The organism is Pseudomonas palmensis, from assembly GCF_049942755.1.
Lineage (GTDB): Bacteria > Pseudomonadota > Gammaproteobacteria > Pseudomonadales > Pseudomonadaceae > Aquipseudomonas > Aquipseudomonas palmensis.
In genome coordinates this window covers 3,098,649-3,124,386 of the sequence record NZ_CP187958.1, presented here as the reverse complement: position 1 = coordinate 3,124,386, position 25,738 = coordinate 3,098,649, and the positions used below count along the sequence as shown (strand labels likewise).

24 protein-coding genes are annotated in these 25,738 nt (G+C 63.1%); 9 read left to right on the top strand and 15 right to left on the bottom strand.

Annotated features, from left to right (window positions below; genetic code table 11):
- Positions 1–250: 250 nt before the first annotated feature.
- The 9 genes from msrQ to mrcB form a co-directional block, all read right to left on the bottom strand.
- On the bottom strand, positions 251–877 hold the full coding sequence (msrQ, locus tag ACPRTJ_RS14355; RefSeq protein WP_104571935.1) for a protein-methionine-sulfoxide reductase heme-binding subunit MsrQ: 627 nt from the start codon (positions 875–877) through the stop codon (positions 251–253).
- A complete protein-coding gene (gene msrP, locus ACPRTJ_RS14350; RefSeq protein ID WP_078481314.1) occupies positions 877–1,890 on the bottom strand; it encodes a protein-methionine-sulfoxide reductase catalytic subunit MsrP in 1,014 nt (337 codons plus the stop codon). Before msrP ends, msrQ begins: the two co-directional genes overlap by 1 nt.
- Before the next feature lie 63 nt (positions 1,891–1,953).
- Complete coding sequence (pssA, locus tag ACPRTJ_RS14345) at positions 1,954–2,814, bottom strand: CDP-diacylglycerol--serine O-phosphatidyltransferase (RefSeq protein ID WP_043863786.1); 861 nt, start codon at positions 2,812–2,814, stop codon at positions 1,954–1,956.
- A gap of 146 nt (positions 2,815–2,960) precedes the next feature.
- Positions 2,961–3,977 carry a ketol-acid reductoisomerase gene (gene ilvC, locus ACPRTJ_RS14340; RefSeq protein WP_043863787.1) on the bottom strand — a complete coding sequence of 339 codons (1,017 nt, stop codon included), beginning with the start codon at positions 3,975–3,977 and terminating at the stop codon, positions 2,961–2,963.
- A gap of 53 nt (positions 3,978–4,030) precedes the next feature.
- Entirely contained in the window at positions 4,031–4,522 is a 492-nt protein-coding gene (gene ilvN, locus ACPRTJ_RS14335) for an acetolactate synthase small subunit (RefSeq protein ID WP_043863788.1), read from the bottom strand.
- Between the two features lie 2 nt (positions 4,523–4,524).
- A complete protein-coding gene (locus tag ACPRTJ_RS14330; RefSeq protein WP_043863936.1) occupies positions 4,525–6,249 on the bottom strand; it encodes an acetolactate synthase 3 large subunit in 1,725 nt (574 codons plus the stop codon).
- Positions 6,250–6,671: 422 nt separating this feature from the next.
- Positions 6,672–7,001: a YqcC family protein gene (locus ACPRTJ_RS14325; RefSeq protein ID WP_258660060.1), complete on the bottom strand. Its 330-nt coding sequence runs from the start codon at positions 6,999–7,001 to the stop codon at positions 6,672–6,674.
- Entirely contained in the window at positions 7,001–7,738 is a 738-nt protein-coding gene (locus ACPRTJ_RS14320) for a hypothetical protein (protein WP_054916524.1), read from the bottom strand. The genes ACPRTJ_RS14325 and ACPRTJ_RS14320 overlap by 1 nt, the downstream gene beginning before the upstream one ends.
- Positions 7,739–7,765: 27 nt before the next feature.
- Positions 7,766–10,087, bottom strand: a complete 2,322-nt coding sequence (gene mrcB, locus ACPRTJ_RS14315) for a penicillin-binding protein 1B (protein ID WP_054916525.1) — start codon at positions 10,085–10,087, stop codon at positions 7,766–7,768.
- 118 nt (positions 10,088–10,205) lie between these two features.
- Here mrcB and ACPRTJ_RS14310 point away from each other — a divergent pair, with 118 nt between their 5' ends.
- The 3 genes from ACPRTJ_RS14310 to ACPRTJ_RS14300 all read left to right on the top strand — a co-directional run bounded on the left by ACPRTJ_RS14310 (position 10,206) and on the right by ACPRTJ_RS14300 (position 12,657).
- Positions 10,206–11,768, top strand: coding sequence for an AAA family ATPase (locus ACPRTJ_RS14310; protein ID WP_043863792.1), 1,563 nt, complete (start codon positions 10,206–10,208; stop codon positions 11,766–11,768).
- A 104-nt stretch (positions 11,769–11,872) separates the two neighbouring features.
- A complete protein-coding gene (locus ACPRTJ_RS14305; protein ID WP_043863793.1) occupies positions 11,873–12,217 on the top strand; it encodes a pentapeptide repeat-containing protein in 345 nt (114 codons plus the stop codon).
- Positions 12,218–12,384: 167 nt separating this feature from the next.
- Entirely contained in the window at positions 12,385–12,657 is a 273-nt protein-coding gene (locus ACPRTJ_RS14300; protein ID WP_043863794.1) for a TfoX/Sxy family protein, read from the top strand.
- A gap of 247 nt (positions 12,658–12,904) precedes the next feature.
- Here ACPRTJ_RS14300 and ACPRTJ_RS14295 read toward each other — a convergent pair whose 3' ends face one another.
- The 4 genes from ACPRTJ_RS14295 to ACPRTJ_RS14280 are packed head-to-tail and all read right to left on the bottom strand — an operon-like array spanning position 12,905 to position 16,497.
- Positions 12,905–13,804: a ChaN family lipoprotein gene (locus ACPRTJ_RS14295; RefSeq protein ID WP_426427045.1), complete on the bottom strand. Its 900-nt coding sequence runs from the start codon at positions 13,802–13,804 to the stop codon at positions 12,905–12,907.
- A 10-nt stretch (positions 13,805–13,814) separates the two neighbouring features.
- The gene (locus ACPRTJ_RS14290; protein WP_426427044.1) at positions 13,815–14,582 is read right to left on the bottom strand and encodes a heme ABC transporter ATP-binding protein; all 768 of its coding nucleotides are present in this window, start codon (positions 14,580–14,582) and stop codon (positions 13,815–13,817) included.
- A complete protein-coding gene (locus ACPRTJ_RS14285) occupies positions 14,582–15,565 on the bottom strand; it encodes a FecCD family ABC transporter permease (protein WP_426429125.1) in 984 nt (327 codons plus the stop codon). Before ACPRTJ_RS14285 ends, ACPRTJ_RS14290 begins: the two co-directional genes overlap by 1 nt.
- 50 nt (positions 15,566–15,615) lie before the next feature.
- Positions 15,616–16,497, bottom strand: coding sequence for a heme/hemin ABC transporter substrate-binding protein (locus ACPRTJ_RS14280; RefSeq protein WP_054916529.1), 882 nt, complete (start codon positions 16,495–16,497; stop codon positions 15,616–15,618).
- 166 nt (positions 16,498–16,663) lie between these two features.
- On the opposite strand from ACPRTJ_RS14280, the gene ACPRTJ_RS14275 reads away from it, so the two are divergent.
- Complete coding sequence (locus ACPRTJ_RS14275) at positions 16,664–16,984, top strand: Rieske (2Fe-2S) protein (RefSeq protein WP_054916530.1); 321 nt, start codon at positions 16,664–16,666, stop codon at positions 16,982–16,984.
- On the opposite strand, the gene sfsA is transcribed toward ACPRTJ_RS14275, so the two are convergent.
- On the bottom strand, positions 16,974–17,687 hold the full coding sequence (gene sfsA / locus ACPRTJ_RS14270; RefSeq protein WP_054916531.1) for a DNA/RNA nuclease SfsA: 714 nt from the start codon (positions 17,685–17,687) through the stop codon (positions 16,974–16,976). The genes ACPRTJ_RS14275 and sfsA overlap by 11 nt on opposite strands.
- On the bottom strand, positions 17,687–18,859 hold the full coding sequence (locus tag ACPRTJ_RS14265) for a pyridoxal phosphate-dependent aminotransferase (protein WP_078481321.1): 1,173 nt from the start codon (positions 18,857–18,859) through the stop codon (positions 17,687–17,689). The genes sfsA and ACPRTJ_RS14265 overlap by 1 nt, the downstream gene beginning before the upstream one ends.
- A 210-nt stretch (positions 18,860–19,069) precedes the next feature.
- Here ACPRTJ_RS14265 and dksA point away from each other — a divergent pair, with 210 nt between their 5' ends.
- The 5 genes from dksA (at position 19,070) to ACPRTJ_RS14240 (ending at position 25,301) form a co-directional block, all read left to right on the top strand.
- Positions 19,070–19,516 (top strand): RNA polymerase-binding protein DksA, encoded by a 447-nt coding sequence (gene dksA, locus ACPRTJ_RS14260; RefSeq protein WP_043863802.1) that lies wholly within the window; start codon positions 19,070–19,072, stop codon positions 19,514–19,516.
- Between the two features lie 66 nt (positions 19,517–19,582).
- Entirely contained in the window at positions 19,583–20,470 is an 888-nt protein-coding gene (gene gluQRS / locus ACPRTJ_RS14255) for a tRNA glutamyl-Q(34) synthetase GluQRS (protein ID WP_253086406.1), read from the top strand.
- A 257-nt stretch (positions 20,471–20,727) separates the two neighbouring features.
- Positions 20,728–20,904, top strand: a complete 177-nt coding sequence (locus ACPRTJ_RS14250) for a hypothetical protein (RefSeq protein ID WP_003250005.1) — start codon at positions 20,728–20,730, stop codon at positions 20,902–20,904.
- Positions 20,888–23,842, top strand: coding sequence for a sensor histidine kinase (locus tag ACPRTJ_RS14245; RefSeq protein WP_162484883.1), 2,955 nt, complete (start codon positions 20,888–20,890; stop codon positions 23,840–23,842). The genes ACPRTJ_RS14250 and ACPRTJ_RS14245 overlap by 17 nt, the downstream gene beginning before the upstream one ends.
- A gap of 22 nt (positions 23,843–23,864) precedes the next feature.
- Positions 23,865–25,301 carry a sigma-54-dependent transcriptional regulator gene (locus ACPRTJ_RS14240; protein WP_043863805.1) on the top strand — a complete coding sequence of 479 codons (1,437 nt, stop codon included), beginning with the start codon at positions 23,865–23,867 and terminating at the stop codon, positions 25,299–25,301.
- Positions 25,302–25,738 lie beyond the last annotated feature (437 nt).

Here is a 25,738-nt window from a genome sequence, read left to right as displayed (position 1 = left end):
CAAGCGTTTATTTTGAAGTTTTTCGTTTCACTTCAAACACTTGACTCGCTTCGATCTCTCGTAGCGGGAGGCGAATTCTACAGCGTTACAACCTGCTGTCAACCACCTTTTTTCACCGCTGCCGATCTTTCGATCGAAGCACCTCCAGCCTGACCCGAAACGTCCAACTCGTTGATATTCAAGGAGTTTTTCGTTCCGACTGCGCCGGAAGTGGGGCGAATTATAGAGAGATTAAATCGTGCGTCAAGGGCTAATTTGAAACTTTCGTCACCGATACACGCTTGCGTCCTCCCACACGGGGAATACGCCTCTCTATAGAAGGCACTCTCAGCAGCATCAACAACCCACCGATGACCGCGTACACCGTCCATTCCTTGAGGTCTGCCCGCACTATCCACAGAAAATGCAGCAGCCCCAGACCCAGGATCACGTAAACAAGCCGGTGCAGCTTCTTCCACCGCGCGCCCAAGCGGCGCTGGCTGTAGCGGTTGGAGGTCACCGCCAGTGCCAGCAGCCCGACAAGCGCCAAACTCCCAACAATGATGTAAGGGCGCTTGCGCAACTCGACGCCCAACTGCCCCCAGTCCAACCCGAGGATAAAGAACAGGTAGGCACACAAGTGCATCAGCACATAGGCAAAGCACCACAGGCCGAGCTGCCGGCGCACCACGATCCAGCCAGACCAGCCTGTCAGCTTCTGCAACGGCGTCATGCAAAGCGTTACCAGCAGCATGACCAGAGCACCCTGCCCCATCCTGTCCACCAGCACCTTGCCCGGATCGGGGCCCAGCGCATCGAGCACAGCCTGGGCCAGCCAGTACAGCGGCCAGACACAAGCCAACAGAAAGGCCGCGAAACGAAACAGTGGATAGCGCATCAGTAGTTCTTCCGCAGGTCCAGGCCGCTATATAAAGAAGCCACTTCGTCCGCATAGCCGTTGAACATCTGCGTATCGCGAACGTTGGGGCTGAACAGGCCGCTGGGCAGCCTGCGCTCACGGGCCTGGGTCCAGCGCGGGTGGTCCACCGTGGGGTTCACGTTGGCATAGAACCCGTACTCTTCAGGCGCGATGTTCTGCCAGGTGGTGCGCGGCTGCTGCTCGACCAGACTGATACGCACGATGGACTTGATGCTCTTGAACCCGTACTTCCACGGCACCACCAGGCGCAGCGGCGCACCGTTCTGGTTGGGCAGTTCGCGGCCATACATGCCCACCGCCAGGATGGCCAGCGGGTTCATCGCCTCATCCAGTCGCAGCCCTTCCACATAGGGCCAGTCGATCAAGGCGAAGCCCGAACGCTGCCCGGGCATGTGCTTTGGATCCTGCAGGGTTTCGAAGCGGATGTACCGGGCCTTGGAGGTCGGCTCCACCTGCTTGAGCAATGCCGAAATCGGAAACCCCAACCAGGGGATCACCATCGACCAGGCCTCCACACAACGCAGCCGGTAGATGCGCTCTTGCAACTGATAAGGCTTCATGAAGTCTTCGAGCGCATAGCGGCCCGGCTTACCGACCTCGCCATCCACCACCACCGTCCATGGCGAAGTCGGCAGCGCACCCGCATTGGCAGCAGGGTCGCCCTTGTCGGTTCCGAACTCGTAGAAGTTGTTGTAGTGCGTGGCATCCTTGAACGGCGTGATCGCTTCACCCTTGACCGTTACCGCCTGCCATTGGGTGCCCGGCAGTTTTTCGGCAAACCAGTTGGGGGCAGCACCGGCGTCGACGTCCGCATACTGCGAAACCTCGGCGGCAGCGGCCCAGCGCGGCAAGCTGCCGACCGCCAATGCAGCCGCAGTGCCACCCAGCAGAGCGCGTCGGGAGAGATAGAGGGACTCAGGCGTGATTTCCGATTCTTTGCAGTCGGAAGGCCGGGACAGCTTGATAAGCATAAAGACTCCGTAGAACCGGTGAGCTGATGCACCAGTAGACTACGGAGCCTTGGGGAAATTACATCACTGCTCGGTGGTTTTCTTGCGACGCGAACGCAACAGGTACTGGATAGGACCCGACGCGGCATACGCGAGGAAAATCAGCAGCAGAATGCGTGGCGGATCGCTGAACACCACCGCGAACACCAGCACCACCACAAGGATCGCCACAAACGGCACCCGCCCCTTGAGGTCCAGCTCCTTGAAGCTGTTGTACTTGATGTTGCTGACCATCAGCATGCCGGCAGCCGCCACCAGCAGCGCCACCAGGAACGAGAGCTTGGAACCCTGGATGCCATAGTCGCTGAACGCCCAGACCGTACCCGCAACCACGCCGGCTGCCGCCGGGCTGGCCAGGCCGATGAAGTAGCGCTTGTCGGCCTTGCCGACCTGGGTATTGAAGCGTGCCAGGCGCAATGCCGCACCCGCCACATAGATGAAGGCAACCATCCAGCCGACCTTGCCCATGTCACCCAGTGCCCAGCCGAAGGCCAGCAACGCCGGGGCCACGCCAAAGGCGACCATGTCGGACAACGAGTCGTACTCGGCGCCGAAGGCGCTCTGGGTGTTGGTCATGCGGGCAACACGCCCGTCCAGACCATCGAGCACCATGGCGACGAAGATCGCGATGGCGGCGAAAGCGAAGTACTTGCTCGCTTCGCGCGGATCACCGGCACTCAGGGCGCTCTGCGCACTCATAGAGTTGATGATCGAATAGAAACCGGCGAACAGGTTCGCAGTGGTGAACAGGTTGGGCAGCAGATAGATGCCGCGATGCCGTACCTTGCGTCCTTCGGCGTCATGCCCTTCTTCAACATGCTCATCGATCGGTAGCAGGCTTTCGGCGTCAGAGGCCTTGTTCGGCTCTTCGGGACGTTCGCTCATGGACATTACCTTGCAACGGTTTGGAAAGTTTCGACAGACGTCTGCGACGAGGGTTCGCCGGCAAACGATGAAGCTTTATACCAGAAGCTGACTGCCTAAACGAAAAAACGCGGCCGAAGCCGCGTTTTCATCGCATCAGATCAAGATCAGTTCTTGGCCTTGTCGACGATTTTGTTCGCTGCGATCCAAGGCATCATCGAACGCAGTTGCTCGCCGATGACTTCGATACCGTGGGCAGCGTTGTTGCGACGCTTGGCGGTCATCGAAGGATAGCCGGTAGCGCCTTCGCTGATGAACATCTTGGCGTATTCGCCGTCCTGAATGCGTTTCAGGGCATTGCGCATGGCCTGACGGGATTCGGCGTTGATGACTTCAGGGCCGGTCACGTACTCGCCATATTCGGCGTTGTTGGAGATCGAGTAGTTCATGTTGGCGATACCGCCTTCGTACATGAGGTCAACGATCAGCTTCAGTTCGTGCAGGCACTCGAAGTAGGCCATTTCTGGCGCGTAGCCCGCTTCAACCAGGGTTTCGAAGCCGGCCTTGACCAGCTCGACGGTACCGCCGCACAGAACGGCCTGCTCGCCGAACAGGTCGGTTTCGGTCTCGTCCTTGAAGGTGGTTTCGATGATGCCGGTACGGCCGCCACCAACGCCTGCGGCGTAGGACAGGGCAACGTTCTTGGCATTGCCGGAAGCGTCCTGGTAGATGGCGATCAGGTCAGGGATACCGCCGCCTTTCACGAACTCGGAACGTACGGTGTGACCAGGCGCTTTTGGCGCGATCATGATCACGTCCAGGTCAGCACGTGGAACGACCTGGTTGTAGTGGATAGCGAAACCGTGGGAGAAGGCCAGGGTGGCGCCCTTCTTGATGTTCGGCTCGACTTCGTTCTTGTACAGCTGCGACTGGAACTCGTCCGGGGTCAGGATCATGACCAGGTCGGCACCGGCAACAGCGCTTGCCACGTCAGCCACTTTCAGGCCGTGGGCTTCGGCTTTGGCAACGGTGGCCGAACCTTTACGCAGACCGACAGTGACATCCACACCGGAGTCTTTCAGGTTGCACGCTTGAGCGTGGCCCTGGGAACCGTAACCGATGATGGCAACTTTCTTGCCCTGGATGATCGAAAGGTCGCAGTCTTTGTCGTAGAAAACTTTCATGAAAATACCCCTGGTTATCTCGGCCCTTTCAGGCCATTCGCTAATTTTTTGAGTTAGATGCTGAGCACTTTGTCGCCACGGGCAATGCCGGTGACACCACTGCGTACTGTTTCGAGAATGGACGCGGTACCAATCGACTGGATGAAGCTGTCCAGCTTGTCGCTGGTGCCCGACAGCTGCACGGTATAGACCGTGCTGCTGACGTCGACGATCTGCCCACGATAGATATCGGTGGTGCGCTTGATCTCGGCACGCTGCGCACCCGTGGCCTTGATCTTGACCAGCATCAGTTCACGCTCGATGTGCGCGCTTTCCGACAGGTCGACCAGCTTGACCACTTCAACCAGCTTGTTCAGGTTCTTGGTGATCTGCTCGATCACCTCGTCATGACCAACCGTGGTCAACGTCAGGCGCGACAGGGTCGGGTCTTCGGTCGGGGCGACGGTCAGGCTTTCGATGTTGTAGTTGCGCTGCGAGAACAGGCCGACCACACGGGACAAGGCACCTGGTTCGTTTTCCAACAGCAGGGAAATAATGTGCCGCATGATTAGGTCCGCTCCGTCTTGCTCAGCCACATATCGCGCATCGAGCCGTCTTTGATCTGCATCGGGTAGACGTGCTCGCTGTTGTCGACCTGGATATCGATGAACACCAACCGGTCTTTCATGGCGAAGGCTTCCTCGAGCTTGGGCTTGAGGTCCTTCAGGTCGGTGATGCGGATACCCACGTGACCATAGGCTTCGGCCAGCTTGACGAAGTCAGGCAGCGATTCCATGTAGGAGTGCGAGTGACGGCTGTTGTAGGCCATGTCCTGCCATTGGCGAACCATGCCCAACACGCCATTGTTCAGGTTGACGATCTTTACCGGCAGGTCGTACTGCAGGCAGGTAGAGAGCTCCTGAATGTTCATCTGGATGCTGCCCTCGCCGGTGACACAGGCAACGTCCTGGTCCGGGAAGTTCAGCTTGACGCCCATGGCCGCCGGGAAACCGAAGCCCATGGTGCCCAGGCCGCCGGAGTTGATCCAGCGGTTCGGCTTGTTGAAGCGGTAGTACTGCGCCGCGAACATCTGGTGCTGACCCACGTCGGAGGTGACGAACGCATCCCCCTTGGTGACTTCGCACAGGGTTTCGATCACGGTCTGCGGCTTGATGACGCTGCCATCGCCCTTGTTGTACGGGAACATGATGCCGTCGCCACGCCATTCGGCAATCTGCTTCCACCAGGCATCCATCGCCGCCTGATCAGGCTTCTCGCCGATTTCGCGCAAGGTGGCGAGCATTTCGCTCAACACGCTCTCGACCGGACCGACGATAGGCACATCGGCCTTGATGGTCTTGGAGATCGATGCCGGGTCGATGTCGATGTGGATGACCTTGGCATTCGGGCAGAACCGAGCCGGGCCGTTGACCACACGGTCGTCGAAACGCGCACCGACGGCCAGGATCACGTCGGCATGGTGCATCGCCAGGTTGGCCGTGTAACTGCCGTGCATGCCGAGCATGCCCAGGAACTGACGGTCGGTGCCCGGATAGCCACCCAGCCCCATGAGGGTATTGGTGACCGGCAGGTTGAGCAGTTGCGCGACCTCGGTCAACGCAGCCGAGCCACCACCGAGGATCACGCCACCGCCGGAGTAGACGATCGGACGCTTGGCGGCCAGCAGCATCTCGGCGGCCTTGCGGATCTGACCCGAGTGCCCGCGAACGGCCGGGCTGTAGGAGCGCAGCTTGACCTTTTTCGGGTAGACGTACTCGAACTTCTCGGCCGGGTTGGTCATGTCTTTCGGAATATCGACGACAACCGGGCCAGGACGACCGGATTCAGCCAGGTAGAAGGCTTTTTTCAGGATTTCAGGAATTTCCGAGGCATGTTTGATCATGAAGCTGTGCTTCACGATCGGCCGCGAGATACCGATCATGTCGGTTTCCTGGAAGGCATCGGTACCGACCATGGTGCTGGGCACCTGACCGGAGAGGATGACCATCGGGATGGAGTCCATGTACGCCGTGGCAATACCGGTGATGGCATTGGTGGCACCCGGACCGGAAGTCACCAGTACCACGCCGGCCTTGCCGGTGGCACGGGCATAGCCGTCGGCCATGTGGGTTGCCGCCTGCTCGTGGCGAACCAGGATGTGGCTTACTTCCGGTTCCTTGAACAGGGCATCGTATACATGCAGGAGAGCACCGCCAGGGTACCCGTAGATGTGCTTAACGCCTTCGTCACGCAAAAAGCGGACGACCATTTCAGCGCCAGATAAAAGCTCCACGTTGTTCACCTCTAAAACGCCAGAATACCGTCCAGGCAGGACGGGTCTTAATAGGTTTACTGCCAAGCAGAGCATGAGCGACGAAATCGCCGACTACGTCAGCACTGACTGAGCAAGTATTGGGAGCGCCCCAAAGTGTTGCGGGGTTTTCCCACCCAGCGCGAGGTAACGCGTTGCGGGGTGTAACAGGTCGGCGCGGGTGTGCGCCTCATGATCTGCTTAGCGGGTCTGCTTCTGGCAGTCCCTCTACAGCGGAAACTGGATTCTTCTGATTCTGCGCCTGCAAGTCAAGAAAAATTATTGCCAATTTTTCCAAATGACGATCCGCAGCCACCACGAATTACAAAGACAGCAGCAGAAAAACAAACTTCAGAAACAAAAAGAGCCACAATCTGCGGCTCTTAGGGTGAAAATAGGGAAATTCAGGCAGAAGCACTGATCAATTGGTCAAACTCTGCTAATAGACGACGCAACTCGCGACTTTCTTGCGGCCGATCCACGTACACCGTTTCAGCCATCACCAGGATGCCCGAGGCACTGGGCAGCGGCGCACCGCTTTCGAGTATCTGTTTCATCTTCGGCAGAAAGATCCACTGCAGCCACTGATCGAAGTTCATGGCGTCGACGGCGAACGGCGTGGTGCTGGCCAGGGCTTGCGCACTGGGCGCCTCGGCGGCCCACCAGCCCTGCCTGTGCAGCTCGTGCTCTATCAGCAGCAGGTGGTCTGCAATCGCCAGAATGCGCGCCTCCATTACAGGCTGACCTTGGCTTTCTGGCGAGCCAGCGCGGCGCCGGCGGCGTCACCCTGCTTGTCGCGCGCCTGGGCGATGATGTCCCACAGGCCGGCCTGCAGATCGGGGCGACCGTTGGCGTAGGTCAGGGCACGGCGCGCCAGCTGTTCGGACTGCGCCGCATCGCCCTGGGCCAGTCGCACCTGGGCCAGACGGTAGAGTACCTGCGGTTCACGCGGGGCAATGCGCTGGGCACGCTCAAGGCTGGACGAGGCGCCGTTGAGATCGCCGCCGGTCTGCTGCGTCTGCGCCGTGGTCAACAGCGCCAGCACCGGGCCATCGAGCTGTTCGTCAGCCGAGAGGCCGCCGCTGCCGGTGTTCGAACTGGGGATGCCGGTGGGTGCGCTCGGTGCGCTGTAGCCACCGCTGCTGGTGCTCGGGAACGGCGCCGAATTCTGCGGGCCTGGGGTAATCGGCCCGGTGTCGATCGACGCTGGCCCGGTAGGCGCCGCAAAGGTCTGGATCGGCTCGGAGCCGGCGCCCTGGGGCACCATCACCGTCACCCCGGAATCCTGCGGCATCGCCTGCGCCTGGCGAGTACCGGTGTTCACGGCAGCGCCGGCACGGTTGGCCGACACTCGCTCGCTGTTGGAAACCCGCGTCCCTGAATCCACTACGGGGATCGAGCCACGCTGCACGCTGGCGCAACCTGTAAGCAAAGCCAGTGCCGTCAAGGCAGGAAACAACCACTTGTTCACGTCACACCCTCTTTGCTGTGCTTTGGCTTAATTCATCCAGCCCTTGACCCAGTCCATCACGGACTCGGCAGGTGCCTGCTCGCCGCCACAGGCGGCGCCGGCCACTGGCTCACTGCCGCGAATATACGGCATCTGTACCGCGCCCGGGCAGCTGGCATCGGAACCTTGGCCGGTATGCGGATCGACCCAGGCCTGCACCACGTTGTCAGGCTGTGGCATGTCCAGCGGCAGCGGGTCGGCCTTGCGCATGAAGCTGGTCCAGACCTGCAACGCGCCGGTGGCGCCGGTGAACGGTGTCTTGCCGTTGTCATCGCGACCCAGCCACACCACTGCCAGCAGGTCCTGGCTGAACCCTGCGAACCAGCTGTCACGCGAATCGTTGCTGGTACCGGTCTTGCCGGCCAGGTTCAACGAACTGGGCAATACACTGTAAACCGAGCGCCCGGTACCTTCACGCATCACCCGCTGCATGGCGTTCTGCACCAGATAGATGGAGCCCGGGTCGAAGGTCTGCTGGATCTGGAACGGGTAGCGCTTGAGCGGCTCGCCCTCGGCGGTCAGCACGCTGCGGATGCCTCGCATCGGCGTGTTGAAGCCGCCATTGGCCAGGGTCTGGTACATGGTCGCAACCTGCACCGGCGACATGCCCCCGGCACCCAGCAGCATCGACGGGAAGGCCGGCCAGTCGACGTTGACACCCAGGCGGCCAATGGTCTTGAGCACGTTGGGCACGCCCACTTCCAGGCCAAGCTTGGCGGTCGACAGATTGTAGGAATTGGCCAGCCCCTGGTACAGGAAGATCGTGCCATGGGCGCGCCGGTCGTAGTTCTGCGGCTTCCACACCTGGCCGTCGGCGCCCTTCACCGAGAAGGGTTCATCCTGCACCCAGCTGGTGAGGGTGAACTGGCTCGGTTTTTCCAGCGCGGTCAGGTACACCGCCGGCTTGACCAGCGAGCCGATGGGACGCACGGCGTCGATGGCACGGTTGAATCCGGCAAACCCGGCCTGGCGGCTGCCGATCAGTGCCTGCACCTCCCCGGTTTCCGGGTTGGTCACCACCATCGCCGCCTCGACTTCGTCCGCCCCCTTGCGCCCGCTGAGGCGCTTGAAGGTTTCGTTCATCGCCGCTTCGGACTTCATCTGCAGGATCGGGTCGAAGCTGGTGAAGATACGCAGCCCCTCCTCGGTCAAGTCTTCGTCACGGTAGTCCTGGCGCAACTGGCGCTTGACCAGATCGAGGAAGCCGGGGAACGAGCTGTCCGCCAGGCTGCCGCGCTTGGTCACACCCAGTGGCATTTTCTTCGCGGCCTCGACCGCTTCGGGGGTCGCCACGCCCTGCTCGGCCAGCAGGTCGAGCACCAGGTTGCGACGCGTCAGCGCGCGTTCCGGGGAACGACGCGGGTTGTAGTAGGACGGCCCCTTGACCATGCCCACCAGCAGCGCCACCTGGTGCAGCTTGAGCTCGGACAGCGGCTGGCTGAAGAAGAACTGGCTGGCCAGGCCGAAACCGTGCACCGCACGCTGGCCATCCTGGCCCACGAACACCTCGTTGAGGTACGCCTCGAGGATGTCGCGCTTGCTGTAGTGGGCTTCGAGCAGCAGCGCCATCATCGCTTCGTTGAGCTTGCGGCTGAGGCTGCGCTCGTTGGTCAGGTAGAAGTTCTTGACCAACTGCTGGGTCAGGGTACTGCCGCCCTGGCGCATGGCACCGGACGAGGTGTTGACCCAGATGGCCCGCGCAATCGACTTGGGCGACACCCCGAAGTGATGGTAGAAATCACGGTCTTCCACCGCCACCAGGGTTTCGAGCAGATAGGGCGGCGCCTGATCGAGCTTGATCAGGATGCGGTCTTCAAGGTTCTTCGGGTAGATGCCGCCGATCAGCAGCGGCTCCAGGCGCACCACGTCGAGCTTCGAGCCATTGGTACCGCTCAGGCCGGCAACGTAGTCGCCCGAGAAGCGTACGCGCACGCCCTGGGCTTTTTCCATGCCTTCATAGAACTGGAAGCCGCGGGTATTGAGGTCGATGGTGTTGCCGTTGACCGAGGCCGCGCCCGGGCCGTTGGCCACGCTTTCGCGGCGATAGCCCAGGGCGTCGAGCTCGATCAGGAAGTCGTTCTTGCTCAGCTTCTGCCCGACGAACAGCTCGAGCGGGCGTGCGTAGACCTTGGCCGGGATGGTCCAGCGTTTGCCGGAGAATTTTTCCTGGACCACGGCATCGAGATAAACCGCAAAGCCGGCCAGCACCACAAGGCCGACCAGGCTGAGCTTGAGGGCCCAGCCCAACCAGGCGCGCGCGCGGCCAGAAGGGCGTTTTTTAGAGGTACGGGAAGATCGGGTACGAGTCATGGCGGCGGATTATACGCACTTTATGGCTTGTCGACAGACGCCCTCCGGCGGTTTGCAGCGGCCCCGCTTGCCGCCATAATGGTCGATTCGAATCTCCCACGACCCAGAAGGATCGACCGTGAGCCAAGCCTTGATCGCCGCCCTGCAAAACCCGGCCCTGTTTGCGCACCCTGTAAAGGAATTCCAGGTCATCGAGACGCACATTTCCTGGGTGCTGCTCACGGGCGAATACGCCTACAAGATCAAGAAACCGATGAACTTCGGCTTCCTGGACTTCACCGAGCTGTCGGGTCGCGCGCATTTCTGCGCCGAAGAACTGCGCCTCAACCAGCGCCTGACCGACGACCTGTACCTGGAAGTACTGCCCATCACCGGCAGCGTCGAGGCCCCGCAGCTGGGAGGTGACGGCGCGCCGATCGAGTACGCGCTGAAAATGCGCCAGTTCCCCCAGAACCAGATGCTCAGCACGCTGCAGGCCAATGGCGAACTGACCGCTGCGCATATCGACCAGATGGCCCGCCAGATCGCCCAGTTCCACCTGGCCGCACCGAAAGTGGCTGTCGAACACCCGCTGGGCACGCCCGACAGCGTGATGGCTCCGGTTGAACAGAACTTCGAACAGATTCGCCCGTTCCTCAGCGACAAGGCCGACCTGGTGCAGCTCGATGCGTTGCAGGCCTGGGCGCGCAGCAGCTTCGATCGACTGCACGGCCTGTTCGAAACGCGCAAGGCCGAAGGTTTCATACGCGAGTGCCATGGCGATATCCACCTGGGCAACGCCACACTGATCGACGGCAAGGTGGTGATTTTTGACTGCATCGAATTCAACGAACCCTTCCGCCTGACCGATGTGTACGCCGATACGGCGTTCCTGGCCATGGACCTGGAAGACCGCGGCCTCAAGTCGCTGGCGCGGCGCTTCATCAGCCAGTACCTGGAAATCACCGGCGATTACGCCGGCCTCGAACTGCTGAACTTCTACAAGGCCTACCGTGCGCTGGTGCGGGCCAAGGTCGCGCTGTTCAGCATGCCGGCCGACGCCGATGGCGTACAACGGGCCACCACCCTGCGTCAGTACCGCAACTACGCCAACCTGGCCGAAAGCTACAGCGCTATCCCGTCGCGCCTGCTGGCCATCACCCACGGTGTGTCGGCCGTTGGCAAAAGCCATGTCGCCATGCGCATGGTCGAAGCACTGGGTGCCATTCGCCTGCGCTCGGACGTTGAACGCAAGCGCCTGTTCGGCGAGCAGGCCGAGCAGGCCGCCGGTCAGCTGCAACAAGGCATCTACGCCGATGACGCCAGCCAGAAGACCTACCAGCACCTGCATCAGCTGGCCGGAACAATCCTGCGCGCGGGGTTCCCGGTGGTGATCGATGCCACCTACCTCAAGCAGGCACAGCGCCAGGCCGCCGCCGACGTTGCCAGCGAAACCGGCGTTCCCTTCCTGATCCTCGACTGCAATGCACCGGACGCCGTGATCGCCAGCTGGCTGGCACAGCGCCAGGCCGACCAGAACGACCCGTCCGACGCCACTCTGGAAGTGGTCGCCGCCCAGCAAGCCAGTCGCGACCCGCTGACAGGCGAAGAGCTGCTCAAGGCCAAGCGCGTGGAAACCAACGAAAGCGGCAGCCTGGATGAACTGGTCAAGCAGATTCGCCAGCGCCTGCCCGGCCTTTAAAACGGCGAGGGCGTGAAGCAGTCCACACTTCACGCCTCTATCTCGGGCGCCTCCGCACAGTGGCACTATAATGCCATCATCAGGCCACACAAGGAGGCGCCCTCATGAACCAGCCACGCCAGCTCGACAGCGCGCTATACGCTCTGGTGCACAAGGAACACATCGCGGAATTCAATCGTGAGAAGCCCAGGAACGCCATTGTCGACTTCAAGGACGGTGACTTTCGAGGGCTGGACCTGCGCAAGCTGGACACCGAGGGCATCGATTTCAGTGGCGCCTACTTTCGCGCCTCCGACCTGCGTGGGCTGGACCTGCGCGAGAACTGCCTCGAAGGTGCCAGCCTGGCCCATGCGCAGATCTCCGGCACCTACTTCCCCGCAGAACTGAGTGCCGACGAGATTCTGATGTCGGTCAATTTCGGCACCCGCCTGCGTTACCGCACCCGCTGAAAGCATCTGCCGACAGACACCGCCTGGCAATGCCGGCGGTGGCTGCAGGCCCCGCCGTGCACCGCCCATGGCAAAACGCCGCGTATTTTCCAACTGCCGCTACACTCCTTCTTGACCTGCCCACGAATCAATCTCCAGGACCCGTTCAGCCGTCGCAAGGAGGCTTGATGAACGATGAACTTCAGCATCTGAAAAATCTTGGCAAGACGTCGGCGCAGTGGCTGCATGCGGTGGGCATCCACAGTCTCTCGGACCTTCGTCGGCTGGGCGCGGTGAACGCCTACCACGCGGTACGCAGCCGCGGCTTTCGTGCCTCGAAGGTGCTGCTCTACGCGATAGAAGGCGCGCTGCTGGATGTGCACTGGAACGACATCCCCGTTGAACGCAAGGATGCGCTGAACAAACAGCTGGATGCCAAGGCGCCCTGCAAAAATAATTGAAATAAGCAGAATGAAAGGATTGACTTCGAAATGAGAATCGTTATGATTATCACAACTGGTCGCGAGACTGGTTGGATATTCTGAAAGACCTTGGTTCGGACTCTCAGATTATCTCCTCATCAGGCTAATCACGGTTATTGACCCGGCACTTTGCCGGGTCTTTTTTTGCCTGGGATTTGAGTTGCCTGTCATGGCCTATGCACTGGCAAGCCAGCAAAAAAGGGCCACCACACATTCCCAGCCTGTATCACCCGCCCTTGCGCAGGCTCGCACAGTAATCCTGCTCGGCCACGCCAGCGGTAAACCACACGTAATCGGCCATGCCTGCGTCCACCTTCTCCCCCACCTGCGCCAGCATCAGCACGCTGGTGCCCTGCTCTACCCCCAGGTCCAGCAGATGCAAGGGCACGCCCAAGTCGTTGCGCACGTGATAGGCCCCCGCCAACAGCAGGGCCGGCGTCGGCACCTGCATCAGGCGCTGGGCGATTCGCCGGTCACGCTGCTGCTGTACCGCCAGCATGGCCGGCATCTGCGATTCAGGCAGCAGCCCGCAATGCCCTTCACGTACCTGGTCGAGCAAGGCCTGGGTGACCGCAGCGGTCGTAGCGTGCTGCCCCTCCAACTTCGGTACCTGGCGGTAGATATCCCGCACCTCGGCGCGATCAAGGTTCGCCGCCAGCAACGGATAGGGCTGCCCCAGCGCATGGCGCACGATCGGGCCATACAGGGCCCAATCCCAACCTGATTGCCAGTGCAGCGCCGACACCAGGTCGATCGGTAGCGTAGGCTGCTGCTTGAGTGCATCCACCCGCGCCTGCTGCGCCGGCTCCAGCATCTCCAACAGCAGGCTGCCCTGCGGCCGTTGCTGCTCCAGCGCGCGTAACAACCACAACTGCAAGGCATGGTGATCGGGGTTGTCGTGCTGCTCCCCCACCAGCACCCGCGGTGCCGCAGCCAGGCGCCGGACCAGTTGCTCCGGTGTCAGTAACCGGCCTGTGCTCAACTCGCGGATCTGCCCCAGCTCGGCATGCTCGCGCCCCTGCGGGCCTTGCCACTGCGGCAGTGGCGCCAACGCTGCGCCGGACTGGCAAGCGCTCAGTCCCAACGCCAGCAGCAACAGGGTGCCAAACAGCAACGTGCGAGGCATGGGCGAGCTCCTAGCGGGCGATGATGAGCGGGTGCCCCCGCTCGGGGTGAGGTTGAACCAGTACTTCAAGGCCGAACACGGCGCGCAGCGCTTCGGGCCGAAGCACATGTTCAGGGGTATCCAGCGCATGCGGGCAGCCACGTTCGAGCAGCAGGATGCGGTCACAATAGCGCGCCGCCAGGTTCAGGTCATGCAGGATCACCAGTACCGCCGCACCACGGTCGGCAAAGGCTCTGACCGCCTGCAACGTGGTGTGCTGATGCAGGGGGTCGAGCATGGACGTCGGCTCGTCGAGCAACAGCGTGCAGCCGTCGCCCCCTGGCCAGAGCTGCGCCAGCACCCGCGCCAGGTGCACTCGCTGACGCTCGCCCCCCGACAGCGCCAGGTAGCTGCGCCCGACCAGGTGCCCGGCATCCGCCGCCTCCAGCGCCTCGGCCACGATTGCCTGGTCGCGCACCTGACCAGTGCGGTGGGGCAGTCGCCCCATGGCCACCACCTCCTCGACACGAAACGCAAAGCCCAGGCTTGAAGTCTGCGGCAGTACCGCCAGGCGTTGTGCCCGCTCATGCCCGCTCCAGTCGCCCAACGCACGCTCATCCAGCAGCACACGGCCATGATGGGCAGGCAATTCGCCGCACAACGCTGCGAGCAAGGTGCTCTTGCCAGCACCATTGGGGCCCAGCACACCCAGCACCTGCCCCGGCTCGATGCCCAGGGTGATGCCATCGAGCACCCGGGTCTGCCCGCGCACCACCTGCAGGTTCTCCACCCGTAGCATCAGGCACGCCCCCGTAGCAGCAGAAAAAGGAAGAAGGGGGCGCCGATAAATGCAGTGACGATGCCAATCGGCAGTTCTGCCGGCGCCAGTGCCAGCCGCGCGATCAGGTCGGCGAACAGCAGCAGCGACGCTCCGGCCAGCAGCGACGCCGGCAGCAACACGCGATGGTCGGGGCCGGACAACAGTCGCACCATGTGCGGCACCACCAGCCCGACAAAACCGATCAACCCCGCCGCCGCTACCGCCGCCCCCACGCCCAGCGCGGTGCAGAACACCAGTTCGCGCTTGAGTGTTTCGACCTCGATACCCAGGTGGCGCGCCTCCGACTCACCCAGCAGCAGGGCATTGAGCGCCTCGGCCCGGCGTGGCAGCCACCAGGTCACCACCACCGCCACCAGCAACAACGGCCACAGGCGCGTGTAGCTTGCGCCATTGAGACTGCCCAGGTTCCAGAACGTCAGCGTACGCAGCGTGGCGTCATCGGCAAGATAAGTGAACAGCCCCACCACCGAGGCGGCCAGGGCGGTCAGGGCGATGCCCGCCAGCAGCATGGTGGCAACACTGGTCTGACCGTCACGCCGGCCCAACCGGTAGACCAGCGCCGTCACGCCCAGCCCGCCGAGAAAGGCGAAGATCGACAACAGATAGGGCGCGAACACCTCGGGCACGCCCCCCAGCCAGTTGCCGCCCACAATCGCCACCGCCGCCCCGAGTGCAGCACCGCTGGACACCCCGACCAGGCCGGGGTCGGCCAGCGGGTTGCGAAACAGGCCCTGCATCGCCACCCCGGAAATCGCCAGCACCGCGCCGACCACCAGCCCGAGCAAGGTGCGCGGCAGACGAATCTGGCCCAGGATCAGTTCGGCCTGCTCCAGCCCCTGGGCCTGAATCGGCACGCCTACCAGGCGCAGCCCGGCTCGCAGGGTGTCGAGCAACGGCAGGCTGACCGGCCCCAGTGCCAATGACAGCCACACCGCCAACAGGCACAGCAGGCTCAGGCCGATGAACAGAGCACGCGGTGGTACCAGTCGATTCATGGGGCCAGTTGCGCCTTGGCCGCCGGGTAGAAGGCTTGCGCCAGCGCTTGCAGGCTGGCCGGCTGACGCGGCCCGAGGCCGCCCACCAGCAAGGTCGGGTCAAGTTCGACCAGACGCTTGTCCCGTGCTGCGCGAGAGGCCGCCAGCGCCGGGTTTTCCTTGAGCAGGGCCTGCAGCGCCGCCTCGCCCGACAGGCTGCGATCGGCAAACACCAGCACCTGGGGGTTCAGCGCCGCCAGCGCCTCGACCGAGAAGTTCTTGTAGCCGTCATTGTCGGCCAGGTTGCGCCCGCCGGCCTGGCGAATCATCCAGTCGCCTGCGGTCCCCTTGCCCGCGATCATCGGCTTGGCACCGCCATGCCCCACCAGCAGAATCACGCCAGGGGCCGCCTGACTGCCCTGCACTGCCTTGATTCGTGCCGCCAGCCCGTCAAGCTGCTGCCGGTACTCGCCGAACAGGCGCTCTGCCTGTGCCTCGTCGCCCATCAGGCGGCCCAGTTGCCGGAGGTTGCCATGCACAGCCTGCAGCTCGGGCGTGCTCGAAAACAGCTCCACCTTCACCCCGGCCCCCCGGAGCTGCTTGAGCACCTCTGGCGGGCCCATCTCCTCGGTGCCCACCAGCAGGTCCGGGCGCAAGCTGAGCACCCCTTCGGCCGACAGCTGACGCTGGTAGCCGATGCTGGGCAGCGCCTTGAGGCTCGCAGGGTGCTGGCTGGTGGTGTCGACGCCCACCAGCCGCGACTCGCCGCCCAGCGCCACCACCCACTCGCTCAGCGCACCGCCGGCACTGACCCAGCGGGCGGCCAGGGGTTCGGCCTGGGCCGCCGAGTTGAAAACAAGCCCGATACACAGGGCGATCAGGCTGGCACGTCGGCGCATAGCAAGGCTTCCTTAGATGAAGGCGGACCGTTGTCCAGGTGGATAACGGTTGGGCAGTGTCCGTACTCGCGGTATAAAGACGCCGGGCACGGCCATTGCGGGCAATTTGATAATTATTTGCATTTGGACGTCAAGCCGACTCTCGTTTCTTCAAGTGAACCTACCCATGCACCTTCTTTGCCGCCCGTCCGATCTGGGCGAGGGCCAAAGCCGTGGCTTCAAGGCCGCAGGCATCGATCTGTTCGGCGTACGTCGTCAGGGCCGCGTCTACCTGTACCGCAACCGCTGCCCTCATCGTGGCATCAGCCTGAACTGGGAGGCAGACCAATTCCTGGACCCCAGCGCCCAACTGATCGCCTGCGTTCATCACGGCGCACTGTTCGTGCCGGAGTCCGGTGAATGCGTGGCCGGCCCCTGTACCGGGGATGCATTGCAGGCCCTGGACTGCCGTGAAGACAGCCAGGGCATCTGGCTCATTACGACGTGAGCATCACCGGCAATGCGCGGTCGATGCTGATCTGCTCGCCGTCCAGGTGCACGCCGTAGGCCAGCACCTCGACACCTTCGGCTGCCGCTGCACGCAAGGCCGCGGCATAGGCGCTGTCGATTTCCTCGGCCGGGCGCACCGCATCGATGCCGCTCAGGTTCACGCAATACAGTTGCACCGCCCGTACGCCCTGGCGCACCAGTGCCGACAGTTCGCGCAGGTGCTTGGCGCCACGTTGGGTCACCGCGTCGGGAAACGCCGCCACCCGCGAGCCGTCGAAGCCCAGGGTCACGCTCTTGACCTCGACATAGGCCGGCCCTGTGGGGTACTCCAGGCGAAAATCGATGCGGCTGCGTTCCTCTCCATAGGCCACCTCCCGCCGGAGCGCCGTGAAGCCGGCCAGCTCGGTGATGCGCCCGGCGTGCAGCGCCTCTTCGACGATGGCATTGGCCCGCCCGGTGTTCACACAGGCCAGCCGGCCTTGCGGGGTCTCGGCGATTTCCCAGGTGCCCGGCAATTTGCGCTTGGGGTCACTGGACCGACTGAACCAGACCTTGCCGCCCTCCAGCATGCAGTTGAGCATCGACCCGGTGTTGGGGCAGTGGATGGTCATCTGTTCGCCGTTGGCCAGTTCGATGTCGGCCAGAAAACGCTTGTAGCGCCGCAGCAGGCGCGCCTGCTCAAGTTCGGGGAAAAAACGCATCAGCCTTGCCAACTCCGCAAACCGCGGGCGATCCGCTCGACCGCCTGCTGCAGGCGCGGCAGGCTCTGGGTGTAGGCAAACCGCACATGGTGCCCGGCCTGGTGACGACCGAAGTCCAGGCCCGGGGTGAAGGCTACGTGCTCGGTTTCGAGGAAGTGCTGACAGAACGCGAAGGCATCACCGCCGAACGCGCTGATATCGGCGTACAGGTAGAACGCCCCTTGCGGTTCCACCGCGATACCGAAACCCAGCTCGCGCAGGGCCGGCAACAAGAAGTCGCGACGCCGCGCGAACTCGGCGCGACGCTCCTCGAAAATCGCCAGCGTGCGGGGTTCGAAACAGGCCAGCGCAGCATGCTGGGCCATGCTAGGCGCACTGATGTAGAGGTTTTGCGCCAGCTTCTCCAGGTCGGCGACCGCTGCAGGCGGCGCTACCAGCCAGCCGAGGCGCCAGCCGGTCATGCCGAAATATTTTGAGAAACTATTCAGCACGAAGGCTTCGTCATCGACCTCCAGCACGCTAGGGGCGTCGATGCCGTAGGTCAGGCCGTGGTAGATCTCGTCGACCACCAGGTGGCCATTATGCGCACGGGTGGCCTGCGACAGGCTGGCCAGTTGCTCGCGGTCGAGCACCGTGCCGGTGGGGTTGGCGGGCGAGGCCACCAGTGCACCGACGGTCTCGTTGTCCCAGTAACGCTCGACCAGGTCGGCATTGAGCTGGTAGTTGGCCTCGGGGCCGACCGGCACCAGTTGCGCACCGCCCTCGACCAGGCGCAGAAAGTGCCGGTTGCACGGGTAGCCCGGGTCGGCCAGCAGCCAGTGCTTGCCTGGGTCGACCAGCAGGCTGGCCGCCAGCAGCAATGCGCCCGAGCCGCCCGGGGTGATCAGGATGCGTTGCGGGTCGATGTTCACCCCGTAACGCTGGGCATAGAACCCGGCAATCGCCTCGCGCAGCGCAGGCAGGCCGCGTGCCGCGGTGTAGCGCGTGTGGCCAGCGGCCAGGGCAGCCTGGCCGGCTTCGACGATGGGCGCGGCAGTGGTGAAGTCCGGCTCGCCGATCTCCAGGTGGATCACGTCATGCCCGGCTGCCTGCAGTTCGTTGGCCCGCGCCAGCAGCGCCATGACATGAAAGGGTTCGATGGCGCGACTGCGCGCACTGTAGGGCTGGGCCATGGCCTTCTCTCAAATGGGTCTAAAATGATGATTCTACCCATGCATGGGAACGAACGTGTGGGTAAAGCCGTGGTCAACCGGGGAGACAACCGGGAGTAGCGCGCCCCGATTCGATCTGGTAAGTTCGGCGGCTCGCAGTCGCAGGGCCGGCGGGCGCCGGAGATGGAGAAGCCTGCGCAATGGATTAGAAGAGTGAGAGGCGGTCTATTCATGTCCACCCAAGAAAAGAAACAAACCGTTCAAGCCGTTGGCGACTTCACCCCCTATGAAGCTGGTAAGGGTGAGGAGTACATGAGCGATGACATGCGGGCCCACTTTGTCTCCATCCTGAACAAGTGGAAGCAGGACCTGATGAAGGAAGTGGATCGGACTGTAGACCACATGAAGGAAGAGGCAGCCAACTTTGCCGACCCGGCAGACCGTGCCAGCCAGGAAGAAGAATTTGCGCTGGAACTCCGCAATCGTGACCGCGAGCGCAAGTTGATCAAGAAGATCGACAAGACGCTGCAACTGATCCAGGACAAGGACTACGGCTGGTGCGAAGACTGCGGTGTTGAAATCGGTGTGCGCCGCCTGGAGGCCCGCCCTACCGCCGACAAGTGCTTCGACTGCAAGAACCTTGCGGAAATCAAGGAAAAACAGGTCGGCAAGGCCTGACCTGAACAGAACGGGGCGCTCAAGGCGCCCCGTTTCATTTATGGCTGTCGGATCTACCCGCCTGTGATGAACACCCCGCGCTACATCGGGCGCTTCGCCCCCACCCCCAGTGGTTTTCTGCATTTCGGCTCGCTGGTCGCCGCCCTCGCCTCGTGGCTGGACGCACGCGCGGTGGGCGGGCAATGGCTGCTGCGCATGGAAGACATCGACCCGCCGCGCGAAGCCCCCGGCGCCCAGGCCGCCATCCTGCATACCCTGGAAAACTACGGCCTGCACTGGGACGGCGCAGTGGTGTACCAGAGCCAGCGTCACGACGCCTATGCCGCCGTGGTGCAGCGCCTGTTCCAGCAGGGCCTGGCGTACGCCTGTACCTGTTCGCGCAAGCAGCTGGAAGGGTACAACGGTATCTATCCGGGCCTGTGCCGCAACCTGGGCCACGCCCAGGAGGACGCGGCCATTCGCCTGCGCGTGCCCGAGCTGAGCTATCACTTCACCGACCGTCTGCAGGGCCGCTTCGAGCAGCACCTGGGACGCGAGGTGGGCGACTTCGTGATCCGGCGCCGCGATGGCCTGTACGCTTACCAGCTGGCAGTGGTGCTGGACGATGCCTGGCAAGGCGTGACCGATATCGTGCGCGGCGCCGACCTGCTCGACAACACCCCGCGCCAGCTGTACCTGCAGGAGCTGCTGGGCCTGTCGCAGCCGCGCTACCTGCATGTGCCGCTGATCACCCAGCCCGACGGGCACAAACTGGGCAAGTCGTATCGCTCGGCACCGTTGCCGGCGGACCAGGCCACACCCTTGCTGTTGCGGGCCTTGCGTGCGCTCGGCCAACCGGTCGAGGCGGACATGGCGCTGGGTACGCCGAGCGAGGTACTCGCGCACGCCGCCCAGCACTGGAATACCGACGCCCTGCCCCGGCGCCTGAGCGTGCCCGAAGCCGACCTTCACTGATCGTTTCTCACTGCTGACACAGGCGCTGTGCCCTTCGCTGGCAGGCCAGCGCCCACCGGTGCACCGTTGCCCTCAAGGCCAGTACAGAACCTGGGCAGCGAAGAGGCCGGAACAGCTTGCACAAAGCCCAACAAATTCAATTCGTTGGGCATTCTGGCGAAGGTCGTTTGCAGGCACCGGCCCTTCCGTTACCATCGACGCCGATTTGCGCCAATAATAAGCCCAGGCACGCAGCGTCCACAGCCAACGAGGCCCGCATGTACATCTATCGCTTGGTCCTGCTTCTGGTAGTGGGGATCTACCTGTTCTCCCCGGCCATCATGGACTGGTGGATCGAACCCACCGGCGCCTGGTATCGCCCCTACCTGCTGTGGCTGATCCTGATCGTCGTGACCTTTATCCTGCAGAGCCAACGTGATGCCGATGAGCTTTAGCCTGACCCAGATGATTCTGATCAGCGCCGCCTACCTGCTGGTGCTGTTCGGCGTGGCCTGGATCAGCGAGCGCGGCATGATCCCGCGCTCGATCATTCGCCACCCACTGACCTACACCCTGTCGCTGGGCGTGTACGCCAGCGCATGGGCCTTCTACGGTACAGTCGGCCTGGCCTACCAGTACGGCTACGGTTTCCTGGCCTGCTACCTGGGAGTGTCCGGTGCATTCCTGCTCGCCCCGGTGCTGCTCTATCCGATCCTGAAGATCACCCGCACCTACCAGCTCTCGTCGCTGGCCGACCTCATCGCGTTCCGCTTTCGCAGTACCTGGGCCGGCGCCCTCACCACGATATTCATGCTGATCGGCGTGCTGCCGCTGCTGGCCCTGCAGATCCAGGCCGTGGCCGACTCCATCAGCATCCTCACCGGCGAGCCGGTCAAGAGTCGCGTGGCCCTGGCCTTCTGCGCCATGATCACGCTGTTCACCATCTTCTTTGGCTCACGCCATATCGCCACCCGCGAGAAACACGAAGGGCTGGTGTTCGCCATCGCCTTCGAGTCGGTGGTCAAGCTGCTGGCGTTGGGCGGTATCGGCCTGTATGCGCTGTACGGGGTGTTCGGCGGCCCGCACGAGCTGGAGGTGTGGCTGCTGCAGAACCAGACCGCCCTCGCCGCGCTGCACACACCCTTGCAGGAAGGCCCGTGGCGCACCCTGCTGCTGGTGTTCTTCGCCTCGGCCATCGTGATGCCGCACATGTACCACATGGCCTTTACCGAGAACCTCAACCCGCGCTCGCTGGTCAGCGCCAGCTGGGGCCTGCCGCTGTTCCTGCTGTTGATGAGCCTGGCGGTACCGCTGATCCTGTGGGCCGGGCTCAAGCTCGGCGCCAGCACCAGCCCGGAATACTTCACCCTGGGCCTGGGCATCGCCGCCAACAATCAGGCCCTGGCGCTACTGGCCTACATCGGCGGGCTATCCGCCGCCAGCGGGCTGATCATCGTCACCACGCTGGCGCTGTCGGGCATGGCGCTGAACCACCTGGTGCTGCCGCTGTACCAGCCGCCGGCCGAAGGCAACATCTATCGCTGGCTGAAATGGACGCGCCGCGCGCTGATCGTGGCGATCATCGCCGCCGGTTTCGGCTTCTATCTGCTGCTCGGCGCCCAGCAGGACCTGGCCAACCTGGGCATCGTCGCCTTCGTTGCCACCCTGCAGTTCCTGCCAGGCGTGCTGTCGGTGCTGTACTGGCCCACCGCCAACCGGCGCGGCTTCATCGCCGGCCTGCTGGCGGGGATCCTGGTGTGGATGGTGACCATGCTGCTGCCGCTGGTGGGCAACCTGCAGGGCTTCTACATTCCGCTGCTGAACATGATCTATGTGCTCGACGACACCAGCTGGCACATGGCGGCGATCGCCTCGCTGGCGGCCAACGTGCTGCTGTTCACCCTGATCTCGCTGTTCAGCAACGCCAGCGCCGAGGAAGTCGCCGCCGCCGAGGCCTGCGCCGTGGATAACGTGCGCCGTCCGCAACGGCGCGAACTGCACGCCGCCTCGCCGCAGGAATTCGCCACCCAGCTGGCCAAGCCGCTGGGCGCCAAGGCCGCGCAGAAAGAAGTCGAGCAAGCCCTGCGCGACCTGTACCTGCCCTTCGACGAACGCCGCCCGTACGCCCTGCGACGTCTGCGCGACCGCATCGAGGCCAACCTGTCGGGCCTGATGGGCCCCAGCGTGGCACAGGACATGGTCGAGACCTTCCTGCCGTACAAGTCGGGCAGCGAGAACTACGTGACCGAAGACATCCATTTCATCGAGAGCCGCCTGGAAGACTATCACTCGCGCCTCACCGGCCTGGCCGCCGAGCTCGATGCCCTGCGCCGCTACCACCGCCAGACCCTGCAGGAGTTGCCCATGGGCGTCTGCTCGCTGGCCAAGGATCAGGAGATCCTGATGTGGAACAGGGCCATGGAAGAGCTGACCGGCATCCCCGCCAAGCGTGTGGTCGGCTCGCGCCTGACCACCATCGGCGAACCCTGGCGCGGCCTGTTGCTGGGGTTCATCAACGTGCCCGACGAGCACCTGCACAAGCAGCGCCTGGGCCTGGACGGGCAGACCCGCTGGCTCAACCTGCACAAGGCGGCCATCGACGAGCCCCTGGCACCTGGCAACAGCGGCCTGGTGCTGTTGGTGGAAGACCTCACCGAAACCCAGATGCTCGAAGACAAGCTGGTGCACTCCGAGCGCCTGGCCAGCATCGGCCGCCTGGCCGCCGGGGTCGCCCACGAAATCGGCAACCCGGTCACCGGCATCGCCTGCCTGGCGCAGAACCTGCGTGAAGAGCGCGAGGACGACGGCGAGATCACCGAGCTGAGCAGCCAGATCCTGGAGCAGACCAAGCGCATCTCGCGCATCGTCCAGTCGCTGATGAGCTTCGCCCACGCCGGCAGCCACCAGCACAGTGACGAACCGGTGTGCCTGGCCGAAGTGGCGCAGGATGCCATCGGTCTGCTGGCCTTGAACCGGCGCAATTTCGAAGTACAGTTCTTCAACCTGTGCGACCCCGAGCACTGGGTCGACGGCGATCCGCAGCGCCTGGCGCAGGTACTCATCAACCTGCTGTCCAACGCCCGCGATGCATCGCCGGCCGGCACGGCGGTACGGGTCAAGAGCGAAGCCAGCGAGCACACCGTCGACCTGATCGTCGAGGACGAAGGCAGCGGCATTCCGAAGAGCATCATGGACCGGCTGTTCGAACCCTTCTTCACCACCAAGGATCCGGGCGAAGGCACCGGGCTGGGGCTCGCTCTGGTCTATTCCATCGTGGAAGAGCATTATGGACAAATCACCATCGACAGCCCGGCCGATACTCAAAGCCAGCGTGGCACCCGGATCCGTGTGACCCTGCCGCGTCATGTCGTAGCGACGTCCGCTGTGAACTGAGACCGTCGAGAGAATTGAATCAATGCCGCATATTCTGATCGTCGAAGACGAAACCATCATCCGCTCGGCCTTGCGTCGCCTGCTCGAACGCAACCAGTACCAGGTCAGCGAAGCCGGCTCGGTACAGGAGGCCCAGGAACGCTTCAGCATTCCGAGCTTCGACCTGATTGTCAGCGACCTGCGCCTGCCCGGCGCACCGGGTACCGAGCTGATCAAGCTGGGCGAAGGCAAGCCGGTGCTGATCATGACCAGCTACGCCAGCCTGCGCTCGGCCGTCGACTCGATGAAGATGGGCGCAGTGGACTACATCGCCAAGCCCTTCGATCACGACGAGATGCTCCAGGCCGTCGCCCGCATCCTGCGCGACCGCCAGAACGCCCCCGCCGCCCCTGCCGAGCGCAGCAGCGCCGGCGCCAAGGCGGCCCCGGCGGACAAGCCGGGCAATGCCAATGGCGAAATCGGCATCATCGGCTCGTGCCCGCCGATGCAGGACCTGTACGGCAAGATCCGCAAGGTCGCGCCCACCGACTCCAATGTACTGATCCAGGGTGAATCGGGTACCGGCAAGGAGCTGGTGGCGCGCGCGCTGCACAACCTGTCACGCCGGGCCAAGGCGCCGATGATTTCGGTCAACTGCGCGGCGATTCCCGAAAGCCTGATCGAGTCCGAGCTGTTCGGTCACGAAAAGGGCGCGTTCACCGGCGCCAGCGCCGGCCGTGCCGGCCTGGTCGAAGCGGCCGACGGGGGTACGCTGTTTCTCGACGAGATCGGCGAACTGCCGCTCGAAGCCCAGGCCCGCTTGCTGCGCGTACTGCAGGAAGGCGAGATCCGACGAGTGGGCTCGGTGCAATCGCAAAAGGTCGATGTGCGCCTGATTGCCGCCACCCACCGCGACCTGAAGAACCTGGCCAAGGTCGGCCAGTTCCGCGAAGACCTTTACTATCGCCTGCACGTGATCGCCCTCAAGCTGCCCGCCCTGCGCGAGCGTGGCGCCGACGTCAACGAGATCGCCAATGCGTTCCTCGCCCGCCAGAGCGCACGCATCGGGCGCAACGACCTGAAGTTCGCCCATGACGCCGAACAGGCCATTCGTCATTACTCCTGGCCGGGCAACGTGCGAGAGCTGGAAAACGCCGTGGAGCGCGCGGTGATCCTGTGCGAAAGCCCGGAAATCTCTGCCGACCTGCTGGGCATCGACATCGAGCTGGCCGACCTGGAAGACGATGACGTGTTCGCCGGCCTGCCGTCTGCCGGCGGCGCCGCCAGCAACACCAGCCACGAACCGACCGAAGACCTGTCACTGGAAGACTACTTCCAGCACTTTGTACTCGAACACCAGGACCACATGACCGAGACCGAGCTGGCCCGCAAGCTCGGTGTCAGCCGCAAATGCCTGTGGGAACGTCGTCAGCGCCTGGGTATCCCGCGGCGCAAGAGCGGGGCCACCAGCGAAAGCTGAACCAGCACGCGCACCGGTGTTACCGGCAGGTAACACCAGGGCGTGTGAAAAAAATGTTACCTCACGCTGATCACGTAACAGAAACCGGGGCATACGGTAACGAATCCCCGGTTTTTTTATGCCCGTCAGACGCCCCCAAAACCGCCTAACCCCTTGTTTTACTGGGGTTTGCAAAAGTTGGCACGGCACCTGCTATATGTTCGGTACAAGAACAATAACAAGCACTGCAAAAGACAATAAAAATAAGACGAATCGGCTCACGCACAATAAGAACAAGACGGCGGAGGCGCAGCTAACTGATTCTTTTGGAGAGGAGTTGTATTTGGGGCTTGCCCCACAACCAGGCAGAGAACAACAAAAACTGCACTCAAGCAGGGCCTGAACTGGTTGGATCGCATGATCACTGCAACCTCAGCGACCAAAGCAATCCGTTTGCT